Source organism: Kribbella pittospori, assembly GCF_004331465.1.
Classification (GTDB): Bacteria; Actinomycetota; Actinomycetes; order Propionibacteriales; family Kribbellaceae; genus Kribbella; species Kribbella pittospori.
The window spans coordinates 186,460-212,998 of the sequence record NZ_SJKB01000005.1; the positions used below are offsets into that span (position 1 = coordinate 186,460).

Genomic DNA, 26,539 nt, shown 5'->3' on the forward strand with positions numbered 1-26,539 from the left:
TGACCCGCGACGGCGGGACACACTGTGGGTGACAATGCAGGCGTGGGGGAGGACGCACGGGCGGGGTGGTGGCCGGCTGCACTAGGGGCAGCCGCCCTGTTGCTTGCCGCCGTCACAATGGTCCTCGACGTCCGGAACGGCGCCGGCGCACCGGCTGCCGCTGAGCTGGACGCAGGCTGGACCAGCGCCCTCTCTGGACTCGCGCAGGTCATTCCGGGCCTGCTGCTTCTCCAGCGTCTGCCGCGTCACCCGGTCGCCTGGATCCTGACCGGATCCGGGCTGTTGTGGATCCTCGACGGGTTCGCTGCGAGCTGGGCGACGTACGCGATCTACACGTCGCCAGGGCTGCCGGGCGCGTCGGCGGCGTACTGGTTCTACTCCCGCTTCGGTGCGTTCCTGCTGCTCGGGCTGCCGCTGCTCATCCTGCTCTTCCCGGACGGCAAGCTGCCCACGGCGAGGCTGTGGCGCTGGCTGTCCGTCGTCAGCCTTGCCCTGACCGTGCTCCTACCGCTCCTGCTGCTAGTCGCGCCGGTCGCCGTCATGGAGCGCTATCACAACGCGGCCCTGCCGCCGGAGGTCTCCCGCTTGTCGCTGGACCCCTTCAGCGTCGGCCTGTCGTACAGCACGTGGGAGCCGATCCTGCAGGTCGCGTACGCCGGTGTGCTGGCGAGCCTCGTCGTACCGTTCGCCGTCACCGTGCACCGCTACCGGACGGCCACGCGGGAGCGACGCGCGCAGATCCGGTGGCTGATGTGGGCTGCGCTGGTGGACCTGATCGTGCTGATCATCCCGTTCGAGAACCCGCCCGAGGTCGTGGCCATCCTCTTCGCGGGGTCCATCGCGCTCACCTCGGCCGCGATCGTCGTTGCGGTCACCAAACATCGGCTGTACGACGTCGATCGGTTGCTCTCGGCCACCTTCCTGTACGGCGTACTCGCGGCTCTCGTGGTCGGTGTCGACCTGGCCGTGTTCGCGATCGCGGGCGGCGTACTCGGCGAGCGTGATGCCGCACTGGTCGCGATCGCAGTCGTCGCCGTGGTCTACGCCCCGCTGCGAGTCCGGCTCTGGCAGTGGGTACGGCGTCTCGTCCGCGGCTCTCGCGATGATCCGTACGCGACCATGTCCACACTGGCCGAGCGGCTCGAGTCGGCCGCCGACCCGGATGAGCAGCTCCGAGCGGTGACCCGCACGCTGGCAGAGGCGTTCCGCCTGCCATACGTACGGGTGGAGCTCGAGCGACCCGGCGGCCGGCTGGCGATCGTCGAGCACGGACGGGAATCGGGCCCGACACATGCGCTGCCGGTCGGCTATCGGGGCGAGTCGGTCGGCCGTCTGGTCTTCTGCCGAGGTGACGGTACAGCGTTGTCCGAGCGGGACCAGCGGTTACTCGGCGATCTCGTACGCCAGGCCGCCGCGGCTGCGCGGGCCAGCGAGCTGAGCACCGAGTTGCAGCAGAGTCGGAGCCGGCTGGTCGCGGCCCGCGAGGAAGAGCGGCGGCGGATCCGGCGGGACCTGCACGACAGCCTCGGTCCGAGTCTTGGAGCGGTTGCCCTGCGCATCGAGACGGCCCGCAACCTCGCCGCGTCCGCTCCGGCCGACGCCGATCGGATGCTGGATCAGGCGACGACCGAGGTGGCTGCCGCCCTGGCCGACGTACGGCGGCTCGTGCACGACCTGCGTCCACCGGCTCTGGATGAGCTAGGCCTGGTACGGGCGATCGAGCAGCAGGCCGAGCGCTTCCGGCTCGGCGGACTGGCGGTGTCCGTTGCCGCGGACCCGCTCGGCTCGCTGCCGGCGGGCGTGGAGGTGGCGGCGTACCGGATCGCATCGGAGGCGCTGACGAACGTGGCGCGGCATGCGGAGGCGTCCCGGTGCGACATCGTGCTGCGGCTGGAGGAGTCGACGTTGGAGTTGTCGGTGACGGACGACGGTGTGGGGATCGGCGAGGAGGTGCATGCGGGCGTGGGCATGTTGTCGGTGCGGGAACGGGCCGCGGAGCTCGGGGGAGTCTGCAGTGTCACCTGCCCGGCGGGTGGCGGCACCGTCGTACAGGTGCGGTTGCCGCTGGACGCCGTACCGGAGGTAGTCCATGGGTGAGACGGTGCGGGTGCTGCTGGCCGACGACCATCCGGTGTACCGCGACGGGCTGGCCGCACTCCTGGGATCGCTGGATGGCGTCGAGGTCGTCGGTACGGCGGCCGACGGGGTCGAGGCCGTGGACCGCGCGCGGGAGTTGCAGCCGGACGTGGTCGTGATGGACGTCCAGATGCCGCGCCTGGACGGGATTGAGGCCACCCGCGCGATCACCGCGGACAGTCCGCACATCGGGGTCGTCGTACTCACCATGGCGGAGGAGGATCAGACGCTGTTCGCGGCGATGCGGGCCGGCGCACGCGGGTACTTGCTGAAGGGCGCGAATCAGGGGGAGATCGTGCGGGCGATCACCGCGGTCGCCCAAGGCGAGGCGATCTTCGGGCCGGCGATCGCCCGGCGCGTGGCCGATTTCTTCACCGCCGGACCGGCCGCGACGCCAGACAGTCCGTTCCCTCAGCTCACCACCCGCGAGCAGGAGATCCTGGCCTTGGTCGCCGCCGGCCGATCGAACGCCCAGATCGCCGCCGAGCTGTACCTCTCACCGAAGACCGTCCGCAACAACGTCTCGAACATCTTCGCCAAACTCCACGTCGCCGACCGCGCCGAGGCGATCATCCGAGCCCGCGACGCCGGCCTCGGCCACTAGGTTTTTGACTGTGCGATACAGAATGGGTTAGCGTGCCGGGGTGGCCAGACCTCGGGAGTTCGACGACAGTGCCGTGCTCGACGCGGCGATGGAGCTGTTCTGGGAGAAGGGGTACGAGGCAACGACCACCCAGGACCTGTGCGATCGCACGGGTCTGGGCCGGGGGAGTCTCTACAACGCCTACGGCAGCAAGCACGCGCTCTACGAGGACTCGATCAAGCGGTACGCCGCAACCCGCGCGGCCATGCAGCTGGACGAGTTGACGCCGAACGGCGGCTCGGTGCGGCAGAGACTGCGAGACCTGATGATCAGCATGATCGACCTGGACCTGAAGGATCCCGGCCGCCGCGGCTGCCTGGCACTGAATGCGGCGACCGAGGTGGCAGGCCGGACCGGCGACGTCGGCGGCTTGGTCGCGCGGCAGTTCCAGGATCTCGAGGGAGCGCTCGCTGCACTGATCTCGATCGGCCAGAGCACGGGGGAGTTGCGGGCGGATCGGCCGCCGCTGCAGGTCGCGCGGATGTTCCAGAGCGCGTACTACGGCCTGCGCGTGCTCGCGAAGGTCACCGACGACCGCCGGGCCCTGCTCGACGTCGTCGACGGCACCGTCGACGCGCTCTGATGGAACGCTCCCTCGCTGCCCTGCTGGTCTGCGTCTTCGGCGTCACCACCGGCGAGTTCGTGCTGGCTGGGATCCTGCCCGCGGTGGCCGGCGACCTGGAGGTCTCGATCCCCGCGGCCGGGTTGCTGGTCACGGCGTACGCGCTGGGCATGATCGTCGGCGGACCGTTGCTGACAGCAATCACTGCCGGCCGCCCGCGCAAGCCGCTCGTCGTCGGCCTGCTGGCGGTCGCCGTCGCCGGCAATCTGCTGTCGGCCGTCGCTCCCGGGTACGGCGTCCTGTTCGCGGCGCGGGTCGTGACCGCGTTGGTGACGTCGACCTTCTTCGCCAACGCGATCGTGATCGCGACGTCGGCCGCGCCCGCGGGCAAGCAGGCCTCGACCGTGGCGAAGCTTGTCTTCGGCATGAATCTCGCGATGATCCTCGGCGCACCGCTCGGCACGTGGATCGGCGAGGCGTTCGGCTGGCGCGCGACGTTCGGTGCGATCACCGCGTGCTGCGCCGTCGGTCTGCTGCTGGTCGCCCGGCTGGTGCCCGGGGATCAGCCTGTCACCCGGAGCCGGGCGTTCGGAGAGTTCACCGTCTTCCGAAACCAGGACCTGGTGCTCGCCATCGCCATCACCGCGGTCGCGAACATCGGCCTGCTGATGGTGTTCACGTACCTCGCTCCGCTGCTGACCGGCCCGGGGGCCTTCGCGGCGGCAGCCGTCGCGCCGATGCTCCTCGTGTACGGCGTCGGAGCAACCATCGGCAACCTGATCGGCGGCCGCCTGGCAGACCGCGCACTCCTCCCGTCCCAACTCGGCGCGCTCGCCGTCCTCGTCGTACTGCTCGTCGCACTCTGGGCAAGTCCGCATCCCGTAGTCACTGGTCTCCTGGTGTTCGCCGCCGGTGCCGTCGGCTTCTCAGTCATCCCAGGCATGCAAACCCGCGTCCTGACCACCGCCGCCGCAGCCCCAACCCTCGCCATCGCCGTCAACGCATCGGCCTACCAGGTAGCGGCAGCATTCGCCGGCTGGCTCGGCGGCAGGGTGATCGCCGGCCCAGGCATGACGTCGATCTACCTTGCCGCTGCCCTGGCAACGGTTCTCGGCATCGGGCTGAGTGCAGTGGCGTTGCGGCGGGATCGCGTCAGGGTCAAGCAATCAGTGCTTCGGTGACGAAACGGCGGAACTCGTCCGGGGCCGAGAACATCGGCATGTGGTCGGCGTCGGGGATGACCTTGAGGCCGGCCGTCGGGGCCTGGGTGGCGAGGCGGGCGGCCCAGAGTTGGGTGCCTTGGAAGTCGCGGCCGCCGACGAGCACGGACAGCGGCGGCTTGAGCTCCGCGAACCGGGTCTTGATCGGGGGATCGAGCTCCTCGCCATGATGGACGGGCATCGTCAGCACGCGGGAGTTGGCGATCGCCAGGCCGATCAGCAGGCGTCGATCGGCCTCGTTGACCACCGGGCACCAGCCGGCCACGTCATACGCGGCGGCAGCCGGGATGCCGTCCGCGGCCAGGATCTCCTCGAGACGGGTGAAGTGTGCCCGCATCACCACGCGAGCCGCCGCCTCCGCCGGGCTTGCGTCCGGGAACTCCCCGAACGATCCGGCCACCGCGCACACCCGGCGAACCCGGTCGGGATACCGGTGCGCGAAACCCAACGCCCGCCGCGCACCATCCGAGGAGCCGATCAGCACGGCACGCTCAACGCCTGCCGCGTCCATGACCGCGGCGAGGTCGTCGATCTCGCTGTACGCCGCGTACGACGCTGACGATAGCCCGTTGTCGCGATAGTCCCACGTGGTGACCCGGGCCGATTCCGACAGCCACGCGACCGTCGAGTCCCACATCCGTACGTCGGCCAGACCGCCGTTCAGGAGCACGACATCCGCGCCTTGGCCGTGCTGCTCGTAGTAGAGGTAGCCGTCGGGCACCTCCACGAAATTCCTCATCGGACGAGGCGGCGTACGGCGAGCTCGGCCAGAAGGGCGGCTCCGTCGGGGAGGACGGAGTCGTCGAAGTCGGCCAAGGGGGAGTGGTTGTCGGCGGCCGCGTCGGGGTCGGTGGATCGGCAGGCGCTGAGGTTGAGGTACACGCCAGGGACCTCGTTGAGAACGTACGACATGTCCTCGGCACCACAGCGGGGATTGGCGCGTTCGCGGAAGCGGTCGGGGCCGAAGACGTCGACGATGACGTCGCGGGCGAACTGATACTCCTCGACGTTGTTGACCGTCACCGGGTAGCCGATCTGGTACTCCGCCTTGGCGACCAGTCCGTGCGCCGTGGCCATCGACTCGACCAGCTGGATCGACGCCTGCTGCACCTTCGCCCGGGCTTCTTCGGAGAACGTCCGGACGGTCGCGTCGAAGAACGCGTCGTCGGGAATGATGTTCTCCTTCGTGCCGCCGGCGATCCGTCCGACCGTGAGCACGACCGGGTCGAACACGTCGAACTGCCGCGTGATCATCGTCTGCAGAGCGGTCACGATCTCGCAGAGCACCGGGATCGGGTCCTTGCCGCGGTACGGCGTCGACCCGTGCGTCCCCGCACCGACGACGCGGACGTGCAACTGGTCGGCCGCCGCCATGAACGAGCCCGGACGGCTGCTCCACATCCCGCGCGCCAGCCCTGCCGACCCGACATGCAGTCCGTACGCCGCATCCGCGCGCCGCCCGGCCGCGTCGAGAACACCTTCGCGGATCATGATCGGCGCCCCGCCGCTGGTCTCCTCGCCCGGCTGGAACATGAACACCACGTCCCCGGCGAGCTCGGCCTGCATCGCCGACAGGATCTTCGCGGCGCCGACCAGCCCGGCGACGTGGAGATCGTGGCCGCAGGCATGCATCATCCCGGGATGCTGGGACACGAACGGCACGTCGGTCCGCTCCATCACCGGCAGCGCGTCCATGTCACCGCGGAGCAGGACGACCGGTCCGGGACCGCCTCCGCCGCGCAGTACGGCGGTCACCGAGGACAGCTCCTTGCCGAGCGTGATCTCCAGCGGCAGGCCGGCGAGCGCGTCGAGGACGAGTTGCTGGGTCTTCGGCAGTTCGAGGTCGTACTCCGGTACCTGGTGCAGCGCCCGGCGGAGAGCGACGATCTCGTCGCGGAACTGCTCCGCCAGCTCGACAGTCTTGGTCATGCCTTCGGTCCCAGGTTCAGCGCGTTCATGACCCGCTGGGCGCTGCCGCCCAGCTCGAGCAGTTCGACCAGGTCGAGCCAGCGTTCGGGGTCCTTGACCTCGCTCGGGATGGTCGCGTCGAACTTGCCGACCGGCGCGTCCTTGGCCACCGCGACCACCTTCGGCGCGACGTCCAGGTAGTCGCTCGCCTCGAGGATCTTGCGTTTCACCGACGGCGACATCGGCGTACTCGCCTCGGCGGCCGCGGCCCGGATCGCGTCCAGGTCGCCGTACGCCGTGACCAGGGAGGCTGCTGTCTTCTCGCCGATGCCCTTGACGCCGGGCAGGCCGTCGGAGGCGTCGCCGCGGAGCGTCGCGAAGTCGGCGTACCGGTTCGCGGGGACGTCGTACTTCGCGAGCAGCGCCTTCTCGTCGTACACCTCGGCCCGGCCGACCCCGCGCGCGGCGGTGTAGACGATCCGGATGCCACGGCTGTCGTCGATCAGCTGGAACAGGTCGCGGTCGCCGGTGACGACGTCGACCGGCATCTTCGCCTGGTGCGACAGCGTGCCGATCACGTCGTCGGCCTCGTGGTCGGCGGCACCCACGATGGCGATGCCGAGGGCCTCCAGGCAGGCACGGATGTACGGCACCTGGACCTCGAGCCGGTCCGGCACGTCCTCGACCTGCTCGCCCTTCGGCGTCACGAACTCGACCCGCTGCGCCTTGTACGACGGGATCAGCGCGACCCGCCAGGACGGACGCCAGTTGTCGTCCCAGCACGCCACCAGGTGCGTCGGCCGGTGGTTCTCGGTCAGCCGCGCGATGAAGTCGAGCAGCCCGCGGACCGCGTTCGTCGGCGTACCGTCGGCAGCCTTCATCGTGTCCGGCACGCCGAAGAAGGCGCGAAAGTACAGCGACGCGGTATCGAGCAGCATCAGCCGCTGGGGTGTCTCAGCCATGGGGCGATGCTTTCATGCCGGGGCGTCGCGGCAGTAGGGTCTCCAGGGTGGAGGACCTGGACCGCAAGATCGTCGGGCTGCTGGCCAGCGACGGCAGGATGAGTTTTACCGACCTCGGGAAGGCGACCGGCCTGTCCACGTCCGCGGTGCACCAGCGGGTCAAGCGGCTCGAGCAGCGCGGCATCATCCAGGGGTACGCCGCCACCGTCGACCACACCGCGCTCGACCTGCCGCTGACCGCGCTGATCTCGATCCGCCCGATCGACCCGTCCCAGCCTGACGACTCGCCCGAGCGCCTCCGCGACGTACCAGAGATCGAATCCTGCTACTCCGTCGCCGGCGACTCCAGCTACATCCTCGTCGTCCGGGTCGCCTCCCCGGTCGCCCTCGAAAACCTCCTGGCCACCATCCGGGCCCGCGCCAACGTCTCCACCACAACCACCATCGTCCTCAGCACCCCCTACGAACGCCGCCCCCCGGCCCTTTAGCTGGAGTATGACCGGGTGAGGACCTGCCGGAGGCGGGTTGCGGTGGCTCGAGGGCGGTAGGTGTAGGCGTTGTGGCCGCCGGGGAAGGGCTGGCAGCGGACGCCGAGGTGCAGGGCGAGGAGTCGGGCGCACTTGTTCGGCCAGATGTGGGTCGAGTCCTCGCCGGCAGCGGGGACGATGTGGGCCGGCGAGCTCTTGAGGTCGCTGAGATCGACGGTGTGCGTGCGGATCGTCGGGGTGTCGTGAGCCAGGAGGACCGTTGCGTTCGCGACGTCGTCGGGACCAGGGGTGCGCTGCGGGTTGTCTGGCTCGCGGTCCGTCGGGTCGAGGTCGAGGAACTTCGCGTACCAGCGGAGCGCCGGAGCGACGCCTTCTGTCCGGAAAGTCTCCTCGGCCGTGCGGAAGTCCTGGTTGGCGACGGTGCGCTCCGGGGCCGGCAGCAGTTGGGTGACGGGGGCTTCGTGGGCGACGACCAGGCCGACCTGATCGGGGTGCCTGGTGGTGAGTTCGAGCGCGATCAGGCCGCCGAAGCTGGTGCCATAGACGTACGCCGGCTCGGTGGTGACGGTGGCGAGCAGAAGGGACAAGTCGTCGGCGTGGGTCGCGACCGTGAGTGCGGGCGCGTCGGTCGTGCTCCCGGACAGGCCTCGGCGGTCGTAGGTGAGGACGGTGTAGCTGTCAGCCAGCTGGTCTGCGAGCGCGTCGGTCGCGGTGGCGTCCCCCTTTCCTCCGCCGATAAGTACGAGCAGGGGACCTGACCCACGGACGAAGTGGTGCAGTCGGGCGCCGGGGACTTCCAGTACGGATTCCTTCATGACACAACCTTCCTCGTTCGGACCGGACAGCTGTCGACTATGCAGTCGCCGTCGGCGGCTCGGGAGAGGAGCGGTTTGCCTAGGATCGGCAGTCCGAGGATGCGCTGGGGAAACGGTGGTTCACTAGCGCTATGGCCATGAACCGCGAGGACCTCGCCGACTTTCTGCGCCGGTCCCGGGAGCGGTTGGGTCCGCGCGACGTCGGACTGGTCGAGGGACCGAGGCGTCGTACGCCGGGACTCCGCCGCGAGGAGGTCTCGCAGTTGGCGGGCATGTCGGCCGACTACCTCATGCGGCTGGAGCAAGGCAGGAGCCCGCAGCCGTCGGTGCAGATGCTGGCCGCGCTGGCCCGCGCTCTGCGGCTGACGGCCGACGAGCGGGACCACCTGTACCTGCTCGCCGGACAGCGCCCGCCGGAGGGAGCACGGGCCGGGGAGTATCTCGGGCCGGGCATGCTCTACATTCTCGACCGGCTGGAAGGCGTTCCGGTCCAGGTCCTGAGCGATCTGGGCGACCTGCTGGCACAGAACGACATGGCGCTGGCGTTGTTCGGGTGCGTGTGCGACGTGGCCCACGAGGACCGCAACATCGTGCTGCGCTGGTTCACCGAACCCGACGTACGAAGCCACTTCGCGGCTGAGGAGCGCGAGGAGCAGGCCCGGCAGTTGGTCGCGGATCTGCGCGCAGCCGTGGCCCGCCGCGGGAACGACGAAGCCTCCCGCACCCTTGTCACGCGGCTCCGCGCAGCCAGCCCCGAGTTCGCGGCGCTCTGGGACCGGCACGAGGTCGCCGTACGCAGATCTCATCCGTACCGGCTGGACCATCCGGACCTCGGCAGGATCGAGTTCGACTGCGAGGTACTGGCGACACCCGCGGCAGACCAGCGCCTTCGAGTCTTCACCCCGCCACCCGGGCAGACCGACGCGCTGGACCTGCTGCGCACCCTCGGCCCGCAGCACCAGTGCGACGCTGCTGCCGGGCAGTAGATCGTGCGCGCGCCGTCGTAGGGTGCCGCTGTGCGGCACATTCTTTTGCTGGACCTGTTCAGCACTCTGGTGTCAGGTGGGGACGATGAGCGGGGGCTGGTACATCAGAAGATTGCCGGTGTGCTGGGGGTCGAGGCGGGCGCGTTCGCGCGCGAGTTCGATGCGACCGCGTACGAGCGGTTCATCGGCGCGCACGGCGATCTGGAGAACACGTTGCGGGTGGTAGCCGCGCGGTGTGGGGGTGCGCCTGGTGAAGAGCAGGTGCGGAAGGCAACGGAAATGCGGCGGGGGTATGTGCGGCAGTTGCTGAATGCGGTGCCGGAGGGGACCGTCAGGACGCTGGTTGGGTTGAAGGCAGCTGGGTGGCGGATCGGGCTCGTGAGTGACGCGACCGCGGAGGTGCCGCTCGAGTGGGTCGCTTGTCCGCTCGCGCCGTACTTCGAGGTGACCGCGTTCTCCGCCGAGGTTGGTGCCGTGAAGCCGGATCCGAAGATGTATCTGACCGCCTGTCACGCACTGGCCGTCAAACCGAGGTGCAGAGCGCCCTCGGTGCCACCCCCTGCATTGGTGGCACCGAAGGCGGGATCGGGAGTCAGTTGATCTGCAAGAGCTTCTGCGACTCGGCGGCGGCACGGGAGGCGGCGGCGCGCTTCTCGGCTTCGGCCAGTGAGGTGCCGGCGTGCTGCCGCCACCAGTCCTGGCCCTCGGCCGGGAGGGTGTCGATCGGGTCGTAGTACTCGTACGTGCGGTTCAGCGCCTCGGGATCCTGGTGCTCGATGCCGGTGCGGTAGTTCTTCTTCCAGTACGAGATGCCGCGGACCTCGTCGTACTCCGACAACTGGTGCACCCAGCGCTTGCCGACGTACGGGACGTCGCAGACGATGCGCGGCGTGGCGAAGCCGGGGAGGTAGCCGAGGATGCCGTGCTGTAGGTGCTGCGCGTCGCGGACCGAGACCCGCCAGTGCTCCGAGAACGGGATCATGTCGCACATGTAGAAGTAGTACGGCGTGATGGTCGCGCCGTCGAGCAGCGCGAAGCACAGGTCGAGCAATTGCGGCACCGAGTCGTTCACGCCGCGCATCAGCACACCCTGGTTGCGGACGTCACGCAGACCCGCCTCGAACATCGCCTTCGTTGCCTCGGCCACCAAAGGCGTCACCGACTGGGCCGCGTTCACGTGTGTGTGCATCGCGATCATCACGCCACGCTGCCGGCCCAGCTGCGCCACCCGCTCGACGCCGGCCCGGACGTCGTCCGACAGCCAGTGCTGCGGCAGGCCCATCAGGGCCTTGGTCGCCAGCCGGATGTCGCGGATGTTCTCGATCTCCAGCAGGCTGGTGAGGAACGACTCGAGCCTCGGCCACGGCATGTTCGCCACATCGCCACCCGATACGACGACGTCCCGGACACCTGGCGTACGGCGCAGGTAGTCGAGCATGTCGTCGAGCCGGGTCTGCGGCTTCGCGGTGAACTTCAGCTTGTCGATGACCGGGGTCGAGTTGCCGACCAGGTCCATCCGGGTGCAGTGACCGCAGTACTGCGGGCACGTCGGCAGGATCTCCGCGAGGACCTTGGTCGGGTAGCGGTGGGTCAACCCCTCTGTGGCCCACATCTCATGCTCATGGAGCGAGTCCCGGGTCGCATGCGGATGCGACGGCCAGTCGGTACGGCGGTCACTGAACACCGGCAGCATGTAGCGCCGGACCGGATCGGCATAGAACGCCTCGGTGTAGTCGGAGGCTCCGGTCGGCACGATCGTGTTCAGCATCTGCGGCGGCAGCAGCATCGACATGGTGGCGCGTTCGGCCTGGTCCCGGGTCAGGTCCTCGTACAACCGGTCCTCGAGCAGGTCGCCCATCACGTCGCGCAGCTGCTTGACGTTCTTCACACAGTGCGACCGCTGCCACTGCACCGATCGCCACTCCTCGGCCGTGACGTCCTTCCAGCCGGGCAGCCGGGTCCAGTCCGGCTCCACCAGCTCGGCTCGCCGGTACGCGTACGGCTGGCCCGCGAGATCGCGCTCGCCGGGCTCCGGGACGCCCAGCTCCGGGCTGATCAGGTCGGTCACGAGTCCTCCGGGGGCTTCAGGGGTAGTGCGGTCTCATGTGAGGATAGCGATAGAACTTCCCTTAGATCCAACAGTACGCCGTAAGAATTCTCGTCAAGAGCTAGTTTCAGTAGTATTTTGCCTGATCCCTCAAGGAGGCCCCGTGTCGTCGAGCCCGGTAGGACTGCACCGCGTACTCGCGCCGTCCGGCGTGTTGCCGCAGGCGGCGGACAAGCTCGACGCACGCCCGGAGATCTGGCCCGACGAGGTCCGGGTCGCGGTCGAGCGGCTGAATCTCGACGCCGCGTCGTACCGCCAGTTGGCCGAGGCGCACGGCGGCGACGGTACGGCGATCCGCCGCGCGGTGCTCGACATCATCGGGACCCGCGGCAAGATGCAGAACCCGGTGACCGGCTCCGGCGGGATGCTGGTCGGCGTGGTGGACGAGGCCGGCCCCGAGTCGCCGCTCGGCGTACGCAAGGGTGACCGTGTCGCCACGCTGGTGTCCCTGACGCTCACCCCGTTGCAGATCACTGATGAGCTCGCGCGCTGGGACGGCCGCAGCGAGCAGGTCCCGGCGCAGGGGCACGCGATCCTGTTCGCCCGGTCGATCGTCGCCAAGCTGCCCGACGACCTCAAACCCGAGCTGTCACTGGCCGTCATGGACGTCTGCGGAGCGCCCGCCCTGACCGCCCGCGTGGTCCGCGACTATGTCGACAAAGGCACAAAGCCTGTCGTGTCAGTAATTGGCGGCGCAGGTAAAAGTGGCTCGCTGTCGCTGGCGGCCGCACGGCAGGCCGGCGCGGCGCGCACGATCGGGATCGTGCCGGTCGAGTCGGAGAAGGACCGGCTGACCGCCGCCGGCCTGGCCGACGTCGTCACTCTGGCCGACGCCCGGGATCCGGTGGCGCTGGCAACGGCCGTCGAGGAGGCCGGGGGACCGGCGGACATCACCGTTGTCTGCGTCGACGTACCGGGCTGCGAGCACGGAGCCGTACTCTCGACCGCGGCTGGTGGCACGGTGATCTTCTTCTCCATGGCGACGTCGTTCTCCGCTGCCGCGCTGGGTGCTGAGGGCCTGGCCGCGGACGTCACGATGCTCGTCGGCAACGGCTACGTGCCTGGGCACGCCGACTACGCGCTCGAGCTGTTGCGGACCGAGCAGGGTGTCCGCGGTCTGTTCGAGAGCAGGCTGGCGGAGGATTAGTCCGTGCGCACACTTCTGACGAACGGTTCCGTCTACTCACCCGCCGACCCGCATGCCACCGCGATCGCCTTCGACGACGGCGTGGTGACCTGGCTCGGTGACGACACCGGCGCGGGCTCGTACGCGGACGGCGCCGACGAGGTGGTCGACCTCGACGGCAGACTGGTGACGCCGTCCTTTGTCGATGCCCACGTCCACACCGCGCAGACCGGCGCGCTGCTGACCGGCCTCGACCTCGCCGGCACCACCTCGCTCACCGAAGCCCTCGACCGCCTCGCTGCCTTCGCCGCGGACCTTCCGGCGGACGCAGTGATCGACGGCGCCGGGTGGGACGAGACGAAGTGGCCCGAGGGTCGCCCGCCGACGGCCCAGGAGCTGGACCGGGCCGCCGCGGGCCGCAGGGTGTACCTGTCCCGCGTCGACGGTCACTCCGGTGTGATCTCCTCGGCATTGGTGCCTGCGGCAACAGGCGACGGGTACGACGCCACCGGCCGGGTCGAGCGCGACGCGCATCACGCCGTCCGTGACGCACTGAGTGAACTGATCGGGCCGGACCAGCGGCGCAAGGACGTCGAGGCCGCGCTGACCGCGATGGCGTCGAAGGGGATCGGCGCGTTCCACGAGATGGCCGCGCCGCACATCGGGCCGCTGTGGGAGCTCCCGCTCGTGCGCGAGGTCGCCCACAAGCTTGGTCTGTCGGCGACCCTGTACTGGGGTGAGCCCGGCGTCTTCGAGCACATCGCGACGTACGACCTGGCCGGCCTGGCAGGTGACCTGAACGCGGACGGCGCCCTCGGCTCGCGGACGGCTGCGTTGCGGGAGGCGTACGCCGATCGCGCGGACCACCGTGGTCACGCCTACCTGACGCCGGAGCAGATCGCCGAGCACGTGATCGCCTGCACCGAGCGGAACGTGCAGGCGGGCTTCCACTGCATCGGCGACCAAGCGCTCGACAACATCGTTCGCGGATTCCAGTTGGCTGCCGAGAAGGTCGGCGTACAGGCGCTGGTCGCCGCGCGGCATCGGCTCGAGCATGTCGAGATGGTCGACGAGGCTGCGATCGCGACCCTCTCGCAGTGTGGAGTGGTCGCCAGTGTCCAGCCGATGTTCGACGCGCTGTGGGGCGGGCCGGATGGCATGTACGCCGAGCGGGTCGGTGAACGGTGGCGGGGGATGAACCCGTTCGGTTCGCTGGCGCGGGCGGGCGTCGTACTGGCGTTCGGTTCGGATTCGCCGGTGACCGAGCTCGGCGGCTGGGACGCCGTGCGGGCGGCCGCGTTCCACCACGAGAAGGGCGAGCGGATGACTGTGCGTTCCGCGTTCCAGGCGCATACCCGTGGTGGCTGGCGGGCGGCCGGGATCGACGATGCCGGTGTCCTTGCGCCCGGTACGGCTGCGACGTACGCGGTCTGGCAGAGCGACGCGGATCTGGTTGTGCAGACGCCGGACGAGCGCGTCGCTGCGTGGTCGACGGATCCGCGGGCCGGTGTACCCGTGCTGCCGGATCTGAGCGAGGGAACACCTACTTGCTTGCGGACTGTCGTCGGCGGGCGTGTGATTCATGAAGCCGAGGGATGGTCACAGTGACGCGTGCAGTGAAGAAGCTCGACCTCGATCCGGTCACCGTCCGGAAGGCGCGCAGCCTGGCCCGGAAAGCCGGCCGGCCGATCGTCAACCTCGCCCGGCAGCACACGACGGTCTCGGTCGAGCGTGCTGTCCTGCGCTTGGCCGGCCTGACCGGCGCGGATACCGATGGCATCCCGTGGGTGAACCGGCTCGCGGACACGGTGCGGGCGGACGTCGGCCTGGAGCACGGACTCGCGCTGCCCGTGTGGGACGCGCTGGTCCGGGGCGAGGCGGAAGACCTGGCCGTCCTCGCGCAGAAGGCTGCCTCGGGTTCGGTGGCGTTCCGGTTGCCCGAGGGACGGGACGCCGTACGGGCCAGGGCCGCGGCGCGGAAGGCCGCGGCGGCCGGAATGAAGCGGATCGACGGACGGCGACGGGAGCGGGACCGGCTGATCAAGCGGCACGGTGATCCGGAGCAGCGGCCGTGGATCTACCTGATCGTTGCCACCGGCGACATCTACGAGGACATCCCGCAGGCGCAGGCGGCGGCTCGCGCCGGCGCCGACATCATCGCCGTGATCCGGTCGACCGGCCAGTCGCTGCTCGACTACGTGCCCGAAGGGGCGACACGGGAGGGCTTCGCGGGCACTTATGCGACGCAGGAGAACTTCCGGCTGATGCGAGCCGCCCTCGACGAGTCGTCGAAGGAGCTCGGCCGCTACATCCGGCTGACGAACTACGCGTCTGGACTGTGCATGCCGGAGATCGCGACGCTGGCCGGACTGCAGCGGCTCGACATGATGCTGAACGACTCCATGTACGGCATCTTGTTCCGCGACATCAACCCGATCCGGACCTTCGTCGACCAGCGGTTCAGCCGGCAGATCCACGCCCGGGCCGGGATCATCATCAACACCGGCGAGGACAACTACCTGACCACCGCGGACGCGGTCGAGGCCGCGCACACGGTGACCGTGTCGCAACTGCTGAACGAGTACTTCGCGAAGGAGGCCGGACTGCAGGACTGGCAGCTGGGCCTCGGGCACGCGTTCGAGATCAACCCGGATCTGCCGGACTCGTTCCGGCTGGAGTTGGCGCACGCGATGCTGGCCCGGCAACTGTTCCCGGAGGCGCCGCTGAAGTGGATGCCGCCGACGCGGCACATGACCGGTGATGTGTTCCGCGGCTACCTGCTGGACGGATTCTTCAACCTGGTCGGCGCGATGACGGGCCAGGGCATCCTGCTGGTCGGGATGATGACCGAGGCCGTGGTGACACCGTGGATCTCGGACCGCGACCTGGCGCTGCAGAACGTCCGCTACGTGTTGGGTGCCGCGGGCAACCTTCACGAGGATTTCCGTCCCGCTCCGGACGGCTTCATCGCTCAGCGCGCCCGGCAGGTGCTGGCGGAGTCGGTCGAACTGCTGGAGGAGATCGTCGACGACGGCCTGCTGAACGCGATCGGCGACGGCACCTTCGGCCTGATGAAGCGCCCGCAGGACGCCGGCCGCGGCCTCGAAGGCGTCGCGCGCAGATCGTCGGAGTACTACAACCCGGCGATCGAGTTGTTGGAGGACTCACCCCCACCCCCTTCTTCTTCTCCCTCCAGAACCCCAGCGAGCGGTCAGTCGAGAGGCAGGCTGACATGAGCATCATTCGGCCGTACGGCGACACCACCGGCGACGGGATGGTGCAGCTGTCGTTCACGCTGCCGATCCCTCACGACAAGCGGGCCGAGGGCGCCGCCGTACAACTGGCGAACAAGATGGGGATGGATCCGGCGCTGGTCGTACATGCCAAGGCGATGGGGCCGGACTTCACCTTCTTCGTCGTGTACGGACCGGTGAACCACCTCGTCGACACCTCCAAGGTCGAGGTGATCGAGCGCGACTACCCGTTGCTCTCGCCGAAGGAGGTGAACCTGGCGATCCGCAAGAGCTTGCGCCGCCGGCTCACCGTGGTCGGCGCCTGCATCGGCACCGACGCGCACACCGTCGGCATCGACGCGATCATGAACATCAAGGGGTTCGCGGGGGAGAAGGGTCTGGAGTACTACCGCGAGCTGAAGGTGGTGAACCTCGGCGCCCAGGTCGCCGTACCGGAGCTGGTCCGCCGGGCCAAGGCGGAGAAGGCGGACGCGATCCTGGTCTCGCAGGTGGTCACCCAGCGCGAGGCGCATGTGCTGAACACCAAGGAGATGTCGGCCGCGTTCCGGGAGGCGTACGCCGAGGACGCGCGACCGGTGTTGGTTGCCGGCGGCCCCCGTTTCACCGAGCAGATGGCCGGCGAACTCGGCGTCGAGCGCGTGTTCGGTCGTGGCACCACACCAGGCGAAGTGGCCAGCTATCTGGTCGATGCACTGGTGACGAAGCGAGTCCCTGCGAAGAGGAGTGCATAGGTGTCAAAGGCAACTATCGGCCTGAGTGCGACGCATCGGCGCTATGTGCCCTACAGCCATGCGCACTACGCCGGCAATCTGGTCGACGGCGCGTACGTGCTCGGGCTGTTCGGCGACGTCGCGACCGAGGTGTGCATCCAGGCCGACGGCGACGAGGGCCTGTTCGCGTCGTACTCCGACGTGCAGTTCCTGCAGCCGTTGCGGGCCGGCGACGTTGTGGAGGTGACAGGAACCATCAGCCGGGTCGGCAATCGCAGCCGTGAGATCGATTTCAGCGCCTCGGTGGTCTGCCGCGGCCGTCCGGACGTGTCCGCGTCGGCGGCCGAGGTGCTGTCGGAACCGCTTGTGATCACGCGCGCAAAAGGAGTGGTCGTCGTACCGTTTGGGTGACGAATAGTTGCCCAGGGTAACGATCACGTGGAGTGCCGAGACGGCTCTGTAACGTGACCCGGCTGAAGTTTCCTCGTTTTTCCAGTGAGTACAGCCGAATGTGTTACAACGGCCTCAAGGAGCCGCTGGAGAGGTTGACACCGTCGCCGTCAGCGAGCATCGTTTTGGGAGTCGTCATATCCCGTTTTATCAACGGTCACACGAAGTTCGGCCACCGGATGATCCCGCGACGCTGACCAGGCCAGTGCCAGGCCTGAGTCGACGGGGGCTGAGATCGCCGGTGGTTAGCCCCCCGCGGGGCAGAGGTGGAAGAGGCTCGGCGGCCAGTAGACAACAGCCGGACGGTTCGCAGCCAGCGGTCCGACGGTTGGTCCGAAGGAGCGCCGAGCCTCTTTCCTTATGGCCGGGCCCCGGACTTCACCGACAGTGAACGCCGACCCGCTTATTTCTGAGGCCTTTTCACTTCCTCGCACTCTGCTGATCTCCCTTCACTTTCCGCGATCGCTGCCTATTGGCTACTGACCGGATACATTGGCGTGTCCGGAACGTTGTACGGTCGTGCGACCGGCGTCCGCCGGGCAGTGAGGACAAGGGGATACCGCGTGGACCGTTTGAAGGCTCTGGAACGCGTCCTGCCGAGGGTTGCGGTGGCCGCCGGCGCCGGCGCGCTACTCGGCCTGGCCTTCGAACCGCACGACCACCCCTGGCTGACGATCATCGCCGTACCGCTCTTCCTGGCCGCGCTGAACGGCGCCTCCGCCAAGGCGGGCTTCCTGATCGGCGCCGGCTTCGGCATCACCTACTACGCGGTCCTGGTCCCTTGGCTCACGGTCATCGGCGGCGACGCCGCGATCGCGCTGGCCATCCTCGAGGGGCTGTTCTATGCGGTCTTCGGGTTGTTCGCGACGCAGGTGCTGAAACTCAAGCTGTGGATGTTGTGGATCCCGTGCATGTGGGTCGCGACCGAGTTCGCCGCCGCCTCCGTTCCGTTCGGCGGCTTCCCGTGGGGCCGGCTCGCGTGGGCGCTCTCGGACTCCCCGGTCGGCAGGCTGGCGTCATTCGTCGGCATCCCGGGGCTGAGCTTCGTCGTCGCGCTGCTCGGAGTCCTCGTGTACGCCGTACTGCGATTGGAGAGCGGCCTGCGGCTCCGGATCGTCGCGCTGGTTGCCGGTGTGGCGATCGTCGGCGGCAGCTCGCTGATCGACCTCTCGACCGAGGGCAACGGCAAGACCGTGACCGCGGCGATGGTGCAGGGCAATGTGCCTGGCAAGGGCCTGGAGTTCCTCGGCCGCGCCCGGACCGTCACGCGCAACCACCTGGCCGCGACGCTCGACCTGCAGAAGCGGGTCGAGGAGGGCACCGAGGCCAAGCCGGACGTGGTGATCTGGCCGGAGAACTCGACCGACATCGATCCGTTCCAGGACTCCGAGACCAAGGCGGACATCGAGGAGGCGGTCAAGGCCGTCGGCGTACCGATCCTGGTCGGCGCGGTCCTCGACGGCCCAGGACCGAACGAGCGGCAGACCACCGGCGTCGTCTGGGACCCGGTCAGCGGACCCGGCCAGATCTATGCCAAGCGGCACCCGGTGCCCTTCGGTGAGTACATCCCCTTCCGCGACCAGCTGCTGCCGTACATCAAGCGCCTCGAGATGATCGGCCGGCAGACCGCGCCCGGCAAGGTCCCCGGCGTGATGCCGATCCGCGGCGTCACGTACGGCGATGTGATCTGCTTCGAGCTCGCCTACGACAACGTCATCTCGGACGTGGTCAAGGGCGGTGCGCAGGTCCTCGTGGTGCAGACGAACAACGCGACGTACGGCGACACCGGGCAGCCCGAGCAGCAGTTCGCGATCACGCGGATGCGGGCGATCGAGACCGGCCGGACCGTACTGATCGCGTCGACCAGCGGGATCTCCGGCGTGATCCAGCCGGACGGCAAGGTCGAGCACAAGTCCGGCCAGTTCGTCCGCGACGTGTACGTCGCGAACGTGCCGATCCGGGACACGGAAACGCTGGCCATCAAGCTCGGCGGCTGGCCGCAGTGGATCCTGACCGGGCTGGGCATCCTCGGCATCGTGCTGGCGATCGTCGCCCGTCGCCGACGGCGGGAGGACGGGCCGGAGGCGCCGCCCGCGCCGACGCGGAGCCGCGAGAAGGTCCCGGCCTGAGCCCGTGCTTTCCCCGGTGCGCAACACTGGAGGGAATCGCCGGAAGGGGTAGGACATGCCGTGGCTCGTAGCGCTGGCGCTGCTGGTGGTGCCGATCGTGGAGATCTTCGTGATCATCCAGATCGGCCAGGTGATCGGCGGCTGGCCGACGGTCGGGCTGCTGCTCGTCGAGAGCGCGCTCGGCGCGTGGATCATCAAGCGCGAGGGACGCCGCGCGTGGAACGCGCTGCAGTCCGCCCTGCAGACCGGCAAGATGCCCGGGCGTGAGCTGTCCGACGCGGCCCTCGTCCTGGTCGGCGGCACGCTGCTGCTGACGCCGGGCTTCGTGACCGACATCTTCGGGTTCTTCTTCGTCCTGCCCTTCACCCGCCCGCTGGCCCGGCGTGGCATGCACGCCTTCCTGGGCCGCCGCGTCGCCACCCAGTTCGGCGGCGCGAACCTCGGCGGCTTCATCCCCGGCGCCGGTCCAGGCCAGCCGCCGAGACATTCCCAGGACGACGTCATCCAGGGCGAGGTCATCGACCCCGACCAGAAACAGTAGCGCCCGGCGTACCGACTATCCCTCCGCGCCCCGGTCGCGCCCCGCCGTCCCGCCGCAGTCCCCGCACCCCCGCCGTACGCCGAGGTCCCCGCCGCACGAGTTGACCTTGTGCACCGCTCGACCACGCTCAGCGCGCCACGGCGGTCGAGTGGTGCTCAAAGTCGCGGTGTGGTGGAGGTCGGGCCGCCGCGGGTCCGCCGTACGAGGCGACATTGTGCACGGGCCGACCACGATCCGCGCGCCGTGGTGGTCGAGGGGCGCTCAAAGTCGGGTCGAGGGGGGAGAGAGCGGTTGCGAGAGAGGCTGGTCAGGCGAACGGTCCCTTGACCGCGAAGGCGTAGTCGGCGAACCGCTCGGCCATCACGCGATGGGTCTCGCCGTCGGGATGCAGATCGTCCGGCAGCGGTCGTACGGCGTTGTCCGCCTCGCCGTACAGGACACGGCCGTCGAGGTAGTGCAGGTTCGGGTCGTCGGCAGCCCGTTGCTCGACGATCCGCGAGAGCTCGGCGCGGATGACGGACAACGTCAGCTTGCCGGCCGCGACCTCCGCCGGATCCCCGGTTGCCGCGAACCGGAGTTTGCCTTCACCCAACGCGGACAGGTCCCAGCCCGTCGGTCCCGGGGTGTTCTCGTGGATCGGGCAGAGGATCGGGGAGACGACCAGCAGCGGTGTCGTCGGGTGGCCGTCGCGGATGGTGTCCAGGAAGCCGTGGACCGCCGGGGTGAACCCGCGCAGCCGCAGTACGTCGGTGTTCACCACGTTGATGCCCAGCTTGACGCTGATGAGGTCAGCCGGCGTGTCCCGCATGGTGCGTGCCGTGAACGGCTGCAGGAGTGAGCTGCCGGCGAAGCCCAGGTTGATCAGCTCCACGTCACCGTGAGCGGCGGCCAACGCCGGCCAGGTGCCCGTCGGGCTGGAGGCGTCGGAGCCGTGGCTGATCGAGCTGCCGTGGTGCAACCACACCCGCCGGCCGCCGGCCGGGATCGGCTCGACCGGCGCATCGGTGCGCAGGGCAACGAGTTCGGTGGTCTCGTTGTGCGGCAGCCAGAGCTCGACGGTCTTCAGGTCGTCGCTCAGCTCGCCGAAGCGCAGCGTGCCCGACTCGCCGCGCCGGGTCTCGGTCGCTCCGGTCATCAGGTCGATCGTGACGACGTCACCGGCGTCCACACTCGCCTGCCCGATCAGCTTGCCGTCGACAACGAAGTCGTAGACACCGTCCGGCCGCGCCGGTGCGCCCACGTAGTCCCGCTTGGTAGGCAACGTCTCCAGCTCGACGATCGTCGCGCGGGTTCGGAATGCCAACCGCACCCCGGATGGTTGCGCCTCGGCCATTTCGAGCTGGCCGTCGTCGTACTGCCGCCTCGCCCACGCGGGCAACCGATGCGGCAGGACGCCGCGATCGGTCTGTTCGAGGTCGAGCGCGCCGCGCAGGAGGTGGAGGGTGATGGGCGTCGGGATCAGAGGGCCGGCCACGCCCTCATTATCCGGCTCAGCGCGAAGGCGTCGCGCCCGGGTTGCGGAAGCCGCCGGGGAACGAGCCCTGCCGGACGGTACTCGCGGTGATCGAACCGTCGGCGTTCTGACCGCTGACGACGACCTGCTCGCCGGCCTTGAGATCGGTCGCCGTCCCCTTGTTGGTGATCTCGTACGTCGTGTCACCGGTCAGCTTGACCGTGACGTTGCCGTTCTGCGTCTTCACCACGAGCTGCGAGCCGCTCGCCGAGACGACCGTGCCGATCGCCGCGCTGCCCTGCCCACCACCGGGCCGCTGCCCCTGGACCTGACCTTGCCCCTGACCCTGTCCTTGACCTTGACCGTTCTGACCACGGAAGCCGCCGTACCCGCCGCCGAAGCGACCCGCCTGCGGCGACTGCGTCGTACTGTCCGAAGCGAAGGCCGCGTGGAGACCTGCGCCGCCGGCCAGGCCGACGGCCAGCACGACAACGCCGGCGAGAATCGCGGTCGCGATCGGCAGGTTGAGGGTCTTCTTCGGCTCGAGCGCCGTGTCGACCTCCTCGTCGGACCCGATCTGGGCGAACTCATCGGGCGTCTGGTTGCTCATCGGAGAGCCTCTCTCACTCGTGACGTAGTGCATCGATGGGACGGAGTCCGGCAGCGCGGTGCGCCGGCATGCTGCCGAAGAACAGGCCGACGGCCGCGGACACGCCCAGGGCGAGCCCGATCGACGACGGCACCAGCACCGGTTGCACCCCGGCCAGCTGGAAGCGGGTGACGATCAGCGCGACGGCGACACCGACCGCGCCGCCGATCAGACTCAGCAGGGTCGCCTCGATCAGGAACTGCCCGAGGATCGTCCGCCGCCGTGCGCCGAGTGCCTTGCGAATCCCGATCTCCCGGGTCCGCTCGGTGACGGTGACCAGCATGATGTTGGTGACCCCGATCCCGCCCACGACCAGGCTGATCGCGGCGACCGTCGCCAGCAGCGCGGTGAAGGTCGCGGCGGTGTCCTGGCTGGTCTGCAGGATCTGCGCCGAGTTGGTGATCCGGAACGGCGACGTCTGGTCGGTCGGCACCTGGTGCCGCGCGGTCAGCAACTGGGTGACCTCGGCCTGCGCGGTGTCGACCCGATCTTTGTCCGCCGCCTGTACGACGATCTGGTTCAGCGGACCGTACCCGGCCTGGGTCGCGCGCAGGGTGCTGATCGGCACGATCGCGGTCGCGTTCGGATCCGAGAACCCGGTGCTGTCCTTGCTCGCCAGCACTCCGCGGACGACGAAGTCGACAGCGCCCAGCTTGATCGTCTGGCCGACCGCGGTCGCGGGCCGGGTGAACAACTCGGTCGCGGCCGTCTGCCCTAGCAGGATGACCCGCTGCGACGTGTCGACGTCCTGCTGAGTGAAGGACTGCCCGAGCTCGACCGGTGTGTTGGTGGCCGGCATGTACTCCGGCGTCGTACCGATCACCTGGTTGACGGTGTAGCTGGTGTCGCCACTGGTCGCGGTAGCCGAGCTCGTCATCACCGGAGCGACCGCGGAGACGTCGGGTGCGAGGCGGTCGTCGGCCAGCGCGGCGGCGTCGGCGAGAGTCAGGCTGTACTGCTGGGCCGACGGTCCGGCCTGACCGCGGGCGAAGCCGCCGCCACCGCCGGTCGTGGAGACCGTGAGGAGATTGGTGCCCATCGCCTCCAGCCGGGCCTGTACCGCCTTGCCCGAGCCGTTGCCGACAGCAACCAGGACGATGACCGCGCCGACTCCGATGGAGACGCCGAGGACGGTCAGCAGGGAGCGCAGCTTGTTCGCGCTGAGGCCGCGCAGGGCGGCGCCCATGAGGTCGCGAGGTGTCATCGGCGCGTCACCTCGTCCGCGACGATCCGGCCGTCGGCGACCTGGATCAGCCGCCGGGCCCGGGCCGCCACGTCGTGCTCGTGGGTGATCACCACGACCGTCCGGCCGTCGGCATTCAGTTGATCGAACATGCCGAGTACCTCGTCGGTCGAGTGTGCGTCCAGGTTGCCGGTCGGCTCGTCGGCGAGCAGGATGCGCGGGCCGGTCGCGAGCGCGCGGGCGATCGCCACGCGCTGCTGCTGGCCGCCGGAGAGCTCGTTCGGCCGGTGGTCGGCTCGGTCCGACAGACCGACCAGGGCCAGCGCACGGGACGCTCGCTTGCGTCGCTCAGCACGCCGCAGATGCGCGTACGTGAGCGGGAGCTCGACGTTGGCCAGTGCGGTGGTCCGGGGGATCAGGTTGAAGGACTGGAAGATGAAGCCGATCTTGCGGCCGCGGACGAGCGCCTGCTGGTCCTCGGTCAGCCGGGCGACGTTGCTGCCGTCCAGCCAGTACTCACCGCGACTCGGGACGTCGAGACACCCCAGGATGTTCATCAGCGTCGACTTGCCGGATCCGGACGAGCCCATCACGGCGACGTACTCACCGGCCTCGACGCGCAGGGAGACCCCGCGGAGTGCGTGGACGGCGGTCTCGCCGGCGCCGTACGTCTTGGTGACGTCCCGGATCTCGATCAGGGCGTCAGCGGCCACGGTTGACCCCGCCCGCGCCGACCCGGGGGAGCTGACCGTTGCCGAACTGCCCGCCGCCGGGGAGCTGCCCGGTCCGGCCCTGGCCGTTCTGGTTGGCCGTGCCACCGATCGCACCCTGGAGCAGCTCGACCCGGTCACCCTCGCTCAGTCCGGAGGTGATCTGGGTGAAGCTGTCGCCCCGTACGCCGACCTTGACCTCTCGCGTCCCGCCGCCGTCGGCCATCGTCACCGTGTACGTCGTACCGCTGGTCGCGACCGCCGTACTCGGGACGTAGAGGGCGTCGGCGGCCTTCGCAGTCTGGACTGTGACGTTGGCGGTCTGGCCGATCCGGGCGTTCGCGGGGATCTTGGCCAGCGAGAAGGTCGCGGAGTAGGCGACGACGCCGTTGGTCGTAGTCGGGGTCGGCGACACCGAGGCCAGCGTCGCGGTGAGCGTCGTACCGGGCTCCGCGTTCAGGGTGACGGTGGCCGACTGGCCGGCCTTGATCTTGATCGCGTCCGCTTCCGGGAAGGACGCGGCCACCTGGAGTGACTTGAGGTCGGAGATGTCGACGAAGCCGGAACCTGAGGTTGTCGTCGTACTCGAGGCGCTGGACCCTGAACCTTGACCTGAGGTCGAGCCTGCACCGCCTGAACCGCTGCTCGAACTCGAGCCGCCGGTGACCGAGCCGACGCTGCCGTTGATCGCGGTGATCGTGCCGGCGATGGGTGCCTTCAGCGTGGTCGCGTCGACCGCGGCCTGCGCGCCCTCCACGTCCTGGTCGGCCTGCTCCTTGTCAGCCTTCGCGCGGGCCAGGCTCGCCTCCGCGTTGCTCACCGCGACCTCGGGGCTCTGACCTTGGTTCTGGTTCTGACTCTGTGCCTGCTGCCCATTGGTCGGCGTCGGGCTGGGGGAGGCCGACGCCTCCGCAGCGGCCTCGGCAGCATCCTGCGCGTCGTCCAGCGACTCGCTGGCCGCCGTGACCGAGTTGGCGGCCGCGATCTGGTTCTGGTCGGCGATCCTGAGTTGCCTCTCGGCGGCGGATGGGTCGACCTTCGCGATCGCGGCGCCCTTGGCGACCACCTGGCCGACCTTGACCAGGATCTGGGTGACTGTGCCGGACGTCTCGAACTGCGGCGACGCGGTCTGGGAGCTCTGCAGGGTGCCGCTGGAGCTCACGCTGGCGGTCACCTCGCCCCGGGCGACTGCGAAGGTCGGGCGGGTCGCGCCGGCGGCCGGCGTGTCCTTGCGGAAGAACAGGAAGTACGCCGTGATCGCGATGGCGAGGACGACGGCCACCAGGCAGACATTGAGCAGGCTGAGGCCACGGAGCTTGTGGCGGGGTAGCACCATGGGTGCAGACGCTAAGGACACTTGCTGAGGAACTGATCCCTGATTCCTGGCAACTGGCTGTGAAGTTCGCGCGTCGTACGACGGACGGTTCGCGACACACCGTGATGTGTGAACGCTCGATGACAGGGCGTCACGACGGTGCTGTCAGGTGCGTACATATGGCTCGGGCATGCCAAAATGGGAATGATCCGGGCCGGCCGACCGTTGGCACGGATGACGATCTCGGAGGTTTGACATGTCTAATCGCGTACTGCGTGGTTCGGGGCTGGGTGGGGTCAGCTTCGAGGATGACCGTGGTGTTGAGTTCGCTCCTCGCCAGATGATTACGTACGACTGCCCCCGCGGCCACGTGGTCGAGGTCACCATGGCGCACGACGCCGAGGTGCCCGCGATCTGGGAGTGCCCGCACTGCGGCAGCGAGGCTGCCCGTTCGACCGGTGAGAAGCCGGAGCCGAAGCAGGAGAAGCCGGCCCGTACGCACTGGGACATGCTGCGCGAGCGTCGCAGCATCTCCGAGCTGGAGGAGCTCCTCGCCGAGCGGGTCGAGCTGCTCCGCAAGGGCGAGATCGGCCCCGCGCACCTGCACCGGACCAAGCGCACCGCCTGAGCAAGACCGACGGGCCCTCACCGCAACGACGCGGTCAGGGCCCGTTTCTCATGTCAGCTGCGGGTCGCGGTCAGTGCCAGCGCGGTGAGGCCCATCTGGAAGCTGCCCCCGGCCGCGTCGACCGCAGCGCCGATCCCAGTCAGCAGTTCGTCGAACTTGCTGGGATCGAACTGAGTGGCGTCGCCGCCGGTGCGCAGCTGCTCGATCCACTCGCCCCGGCTGTACGGGCGGCTCCACGGGAACTGCCACCGCTCCGGCTCATCGAACGCGCCCGACTCGCGCATCCCTTCCGCTGCCTTGCCGAGGAAGGCAAGGTACGCGTCCAGCGGGGACGCCGACACGCGGTGGTACATCGGCCGGTCGGGGAGTACCTCGCGATAGACGGCGGCGAACGCCTTCGCCAGGTCGGACGGGGGCTGGAAGACGTTCCAGAACACGGCCAGCCGGCCGCCAGGCTCGAGCACCTCGGCGGCCTTGGCCGCGCCGGCGACCGGGTCGACCCAGTGCCAGGTCATGCCGGCGACCACGGCGTCGAACGTCCGGCCGGCCGGATCCCAGGCCTCA

At 69.1% G+C, this 26,539-nt stretch carries 26 protein-coding genes; 15 read left to right on the top strand and 11 right to left on the bottom strand.

Annotation, left to right across the window (positions count from 1 at the left end; genetic code table 11):
- Nucleotides 1–42 precede the first annotated feature (42 nt).
- The 4 genes from E0H73_RS17665 to E0H73_RS17680 are packed head-to-tail and all read left to right on the top strand — an operon-like array spanning nucleotide 43 to nucleotide 4,522.
- A complete protein-coding gene (locus tag E0H73_RS17665; protein ID WP_131357093.1) occupies nucleotides 43–2,097 on the top strand; it encodes a sensor histidine kinase in 2,055 nt (684 codons plus the stop codon).
- Complete coding sequence (locus E0H73_RS17670; RefSeq protein ID WP_131357096.1) at nucleotides 2,090–2,740, top strand: response regulator transcription factor; 651 nt, start codon at nucleotides 2,090–2,092, stop codon at nucleotides 2,738–2,740. The genes E0H73_RS17665 and E0H73_RS17670 overlap by 8 nt, the downstream gene beginning before the upstream one ends.
- Nucleotides 2,741–2,780: 40 nt before the next feature.
- Nucleotides 2,781–3,362, top strand: a complete 582-nt coding sequence (locus E0H73_RS17675) for a TetR/AcrR family transcriptional regulator (RefSeq protein ID WP_131357099.1) — start codon at nucleotides 2,781–2,783, stop codon at nucleotides 3,360–3,362.
- Nucleotides 3,362–4,522 carry an MFS transporter gene (locus E0H73_RS17680; protein WP_131357102.1) on the top strand — a complete coding sequence of 387 codons (1,161 nt, stop codon included), beginning with the start codon at nucleotides 3,362–3,364 and terminating at the stop codon, nucleotides 4,520–4,522. Before E0H73_RS17675 ends, E0H73_RS17680 begins: the two co-directional genes overlap by 1 nt.
- Here E0H73_RS17680 and E0H73_RS17685 read toward each other — a convergent pair.
- Genes E0H73_RS17685 through E0H73_RS17695 form a run of 3 tightly spaced genes read right to left on the bottom strand, consistent with a single transcriptional unit; the run spans nucleotide 4,500 to nucleotide 7,407 of the window.
- Nucleotides 4,500–5,300, bottom strand: a complete 801-nt coding sequence (locus E0H73_RS17685; protein WP_131357105.1) for an alpha/beta fold hydrolase — start codon at nucleotides 5,298–5,300, stop codon at nucleotides 4,500–4,502. The genes E0H73_RS17680 and E0H73_RS17685 overlap by 23 nt on opposite strands.
- Complete coding sequence (locus E0H73_RS17690; protein ID WP_131357109.1) at nucleotides 5,297–6,490, bottom strand: M20 metallopeptidase family protein; 1,194 nt, start codon at nucleotides 6,488–6,490, stop codon at nucleotides 5,297–5,299. The genes E0H73_RS17685 and E0H73_RS17690 overlap by 4 nt, the downstream gene beginning before the upstream one ends.
- On the bottom strand, nucleotides 6,487–7,407 hold the full coding sequence (locus E0H73_RS17695) for a 5'-3' exonuclease (protein ID WP_131358054.1): 921 nt from the start codon (nucleotides 7,405–7,407) through the stop codon (nucleotides 6,487–6,489). The genes E0H73_RS17690 and E0H73_RS17695 overlap by 4 nt, the downstream gene beginning before the upstream one ends.
- A 71-nt stretch (nucleotides 7,408–7,478) precedes the next feature.
- On the opposite strand from E0H73_RS17695, the gene E0H73_RS17700 reads away from it, so the two are divergent.
- Nucleotides 7,479–7,919 (top strand): Lrp/AsnC family transcriptional regulator, encoded by a 441-nt coding sequence (locus tag E0H73_RS17700; RefSeq protein ID WP_131357112.1) that lies wholly within the window; start codon nucleotides 7,479–7,481, stop codon nucleotides 7,917–7,919.
- On the opposite strand, the gene E0H73_RS17705 is transcribed toward E0H73_RS17700, so the two are convergent.
- Nucleotides 7,916–8,734 carry an alpha/beta fold hydrolase gene (locus E0H73_RS17705; protein WP_131357115.1) on the bottom strand — a complete coding sequence of 273 codons (819 nt, stop codon included), beginning with the start codon at nucleotides 8,732–8,734 and terminating at the stop codon, nucleotides 7,916–7,918. The two genes, E0H73_RS17700 and E0H73_RS17705, sit on opposite strands and share 4 nt — an antisense overlap.
- A 137-nt stretch (nucleotides 8,735–8,871) precedes the next feature.
- Between E0H73_RS17705 and E0H73_RS17710 the strand changes: the two genes are divergently transcribed.
- Both E0H73_RS17710 and E0H73_RS17715 read left to right on the top strand, forming a co-directional pair.
- Nucleotides 8,872–9,720, top strand: coding sequence for a helix-turn-helix transcriptional regulator (locus E0H73_RS17710; protein WP_202867434.1), 849 nt, complete (start codon nucleotides 8,872–8,874; stop codon nucleotides 9,718–9,720).
- A 30-nt stretch (nucleotides 9,721–9,750) separates the two neighbouring features.
- The gene (locus E0H73_RS17715; protein WP_131357121.1) at nucleotides 9,751–10,320 is read left to right on the top strand and encodes an HAD family hydrolase; all 570 of its coding nucleotides are present in this window, start codon (nucleotides 9,751–9,753) and stop codon (nucleotides 10,318–10,320) included.
- Here the strand turns inward: E0H73_RS17715 and E0H73_RS17720 are convergent.
- The gene (locus tag E0H73_RS17720; protein WP_131357124.1) at nucleotides 10,313–11,788 is read right to left on the bottom strand and encodes a KamA family radical SAM protein; all 1,476 of its coding nucleotides are present in this window, start codon (nucleotides 11,786–11,788) and stop codon (nucleotides 10,313–10,315) included. The two genes, E0H73_RS17715 and E0H73_RS17720, sit on opposite strands and share 8 nt — an antisense overlap.
- 142 nt (nucleotides 11,789–11,930) lie before the next feature.
- On the opposite strand from E0H73_RS17720, the gene kdd reads away from it, so the two are divergent.
- From kdd to E0H73_RS17755, 7 genes are all read left to right on the top strand, one after another.
- Nucleotides 11,931–12,974 (top strand): L-erythro-3,5-diaminohexanoate dehydrogenase, encoded by a 1,044-nt coding sequence (gene kdd, locus E0H73_RS17725; RefSeq protein WP_131357127.1) that lies wholly within the window; start codon nucleotides 11,931–11,933, stop codon nucleotides 12,972–12,974.
- Nucleotides 12,975–12,977: 3 nt separating this feature from the next.
- Nucleotides 12,978–14,561, top strand: a complete 1,584-nt coding sequence (locus E0H73_RS17730; protein WP_131357130.1) for an amidohydrolase — start codon at nucleotides 12,978–12,980, stop codon at nucleotides 14,559–14,561.
- A complete protein-coding gene (gene kamD, locus E0H73_RS17735; protein ID WP_238164059.1) occupies nucleotides 14,558–16,189 on the top strand; it encodes a lysine 5,6-aminomutase subunit alpha in 1,632 nt (543 codons plus the stop codon). Before E0H73_RS17730 ends, kamD begins: the two co-directional genes overlap by 4 nt.
- Complete coding sequence (gene kamE / locus E0H73_RS17740) at nucleotides 16,186–16,938, top strand: lysine 5,6-aminomutase subunit beta (protein ID WP_131357133.1); 753 nt, start codon at nucleotides 16,186–16,188, stop codon at nucleotides 16,936–16,938. The genes kamD and kamE overlap by 4 nt, the downstream gene beginning before the upstream one ends.
- Nucleotides 16,939–17,328 (top strand): 3-aminobutyryl-CoA ammonia lyase, encoded by a 390-nt coding sequence (kal, locus tag E0H73_RS17745; RefSeq protein ID WP_131357136.1) that lies wholly within the window; start codon nucleotides 16,939–16,941, stop codon nucleotides 17,326–17,328. It begins immediately after the preceding gene.
- 602 nt (nucleotides 17,329–17,930) lie between these two features.
- Nucleotides 17,931–19,496: an apolipoprotein N-acyltransferase gene (gene lnt, locus E0H73_RS17750; RefSeq protein ID WP_131357138.1), complete on the top strand. Its 1,566-nt coding sequence runs from the start codon at nucleotides 17,931–17,933 to the stop codon at nucleotides 19,494–19,496.
- 55 nt (nucleotides 19,497–19,551) lie between these two features.
- Nucleotides 19,552–20,037 (top strand): FxsA family protein, encoded by a 486-nt coding sequence (locus E0H73_RS17755; protein ID WP_131357142.1) that lies wholly within the window; start codon nucleotides 19,552–19,554, stop codon nucleotides 20,035–20,037.
- A 307-nt stretch (nucleotides 20,038–20,344) separates the two neighbouring features.
- On the opposite strand, the gene E0H73_RS17760 is transcribed toward E0H73_RS17755, so the two are convergent.
- Genes E0H73_RS17760 through E0H73_RS17780 form a run of 5 tightly spaced genes read right to left on the bottom strand, consistent with a single transcriptional unit; the run spans nucleotide 20,345 to nucleotide 25,368 of the window.
- Nucleotides 20,345–21,511: a GDSL-type esterase/lipase family protein gene (locus E0H73_RS17760; RefSeq protein ID WP_131357145.1), complete on the bottom strand. Its 1,167-nt coding sequence runs from the start codon at nucleotides 21,509–21,511 to the stop codon at nucleotides 20,345–20,347.
- A 16-nt stretch (nucleotides 21,512–21,527) separates the two neighbouring features.
- The gene (locus tag E0H73_RS17765; RefSeq protein WP_131357147.1) at nucleotides 21,528–22,100 is read right to left on the bottom strand and encodes a DUF5666 domain-containing protein; all 573 of its coding nucleotides are present in this window, start codon (nucleotides 22,098–22,100) and stop codon (nucleotides 21,528–21,530) included.
- Between the two features lie 13 nt (nucleotides 22,101–22,113).
- Nucleotides 22,114–23,343, bottom strand: a complete 1,230-nt coding sequence (locus tag E0H73_RS17770; protein ID WP_131357150.1) for an ABC transporter permease — start codon at nucleotides 23,341–23,343, stop codon at nucleotides 22,114–22,116.
- A complete protein-coding gene (locus tag E0H73_RS17775; protein ID WP_131357153.1) occupies nucleotides 23,340–24,035 on the bottom strand; it encodes an ABC transporter ATP-binding protein in 696 nt (231 codons plus the stop codon). The genes E0H73_RS17770 and E0H73_RS17775 overlap by 4 nt, the downstream gene beginning before the upstream one ends.
- The gene (locus tag E0H73_RS17780; protein ID WP_131357156.1) at nucleotides 24,025–25,368 is read right to left on the bottom strand and encodes an efflux RND transporter periplasmic adaptor subunit; all 1,344 of its coding nucleotides are present in this window, start codon (nucleotides 25,366–25,368) and stop codon (nucleotides 24,025–24,027) included. The genes E0H73_RS17775 and E0H73_RS17780 overlap by 11 nt, the downstream gene beginning before the upstream one ends.
- A gap of 235 nt (nucleotides 25,369–25,603) precedes the next feature.
- Between E0H73_RS17780 and E0H73_RS17785 the strand changes: the two genes are divergently transcribed.
- On the top strand, nucleotides 25,604–25,975 hold the full coding sequence (locus E0H73_RS17785) for an RNA polymerase-binding protein RbpA (RefSeq protein WP_131296220.1): 372 nt from the start codon (nucleotides 25,604–25,606) through the stop codon (nucleotides 25,973–25,975).
- A gap of 53 nt (nucleotides 25,976–26,028) precedes the next feature.
- Here E0H73_RS17785 and E0H73_RS17790 read toward each other — a convergent pair whose 3' ends face one another.
- Nucleotides 26,029–26,490 (bottom strand): hypothetical protein, encoded by a 462-nt coding sequence (locus E0H73_RS17790; protein WP_131357159.1) that lies wholly within the window; start codon nucleotides 26,488–26,490, stop codon nucleotides 26,029–26,031.
- Nucleotides 26,491–26,539 lie beyond the last annotated feature (49 nt).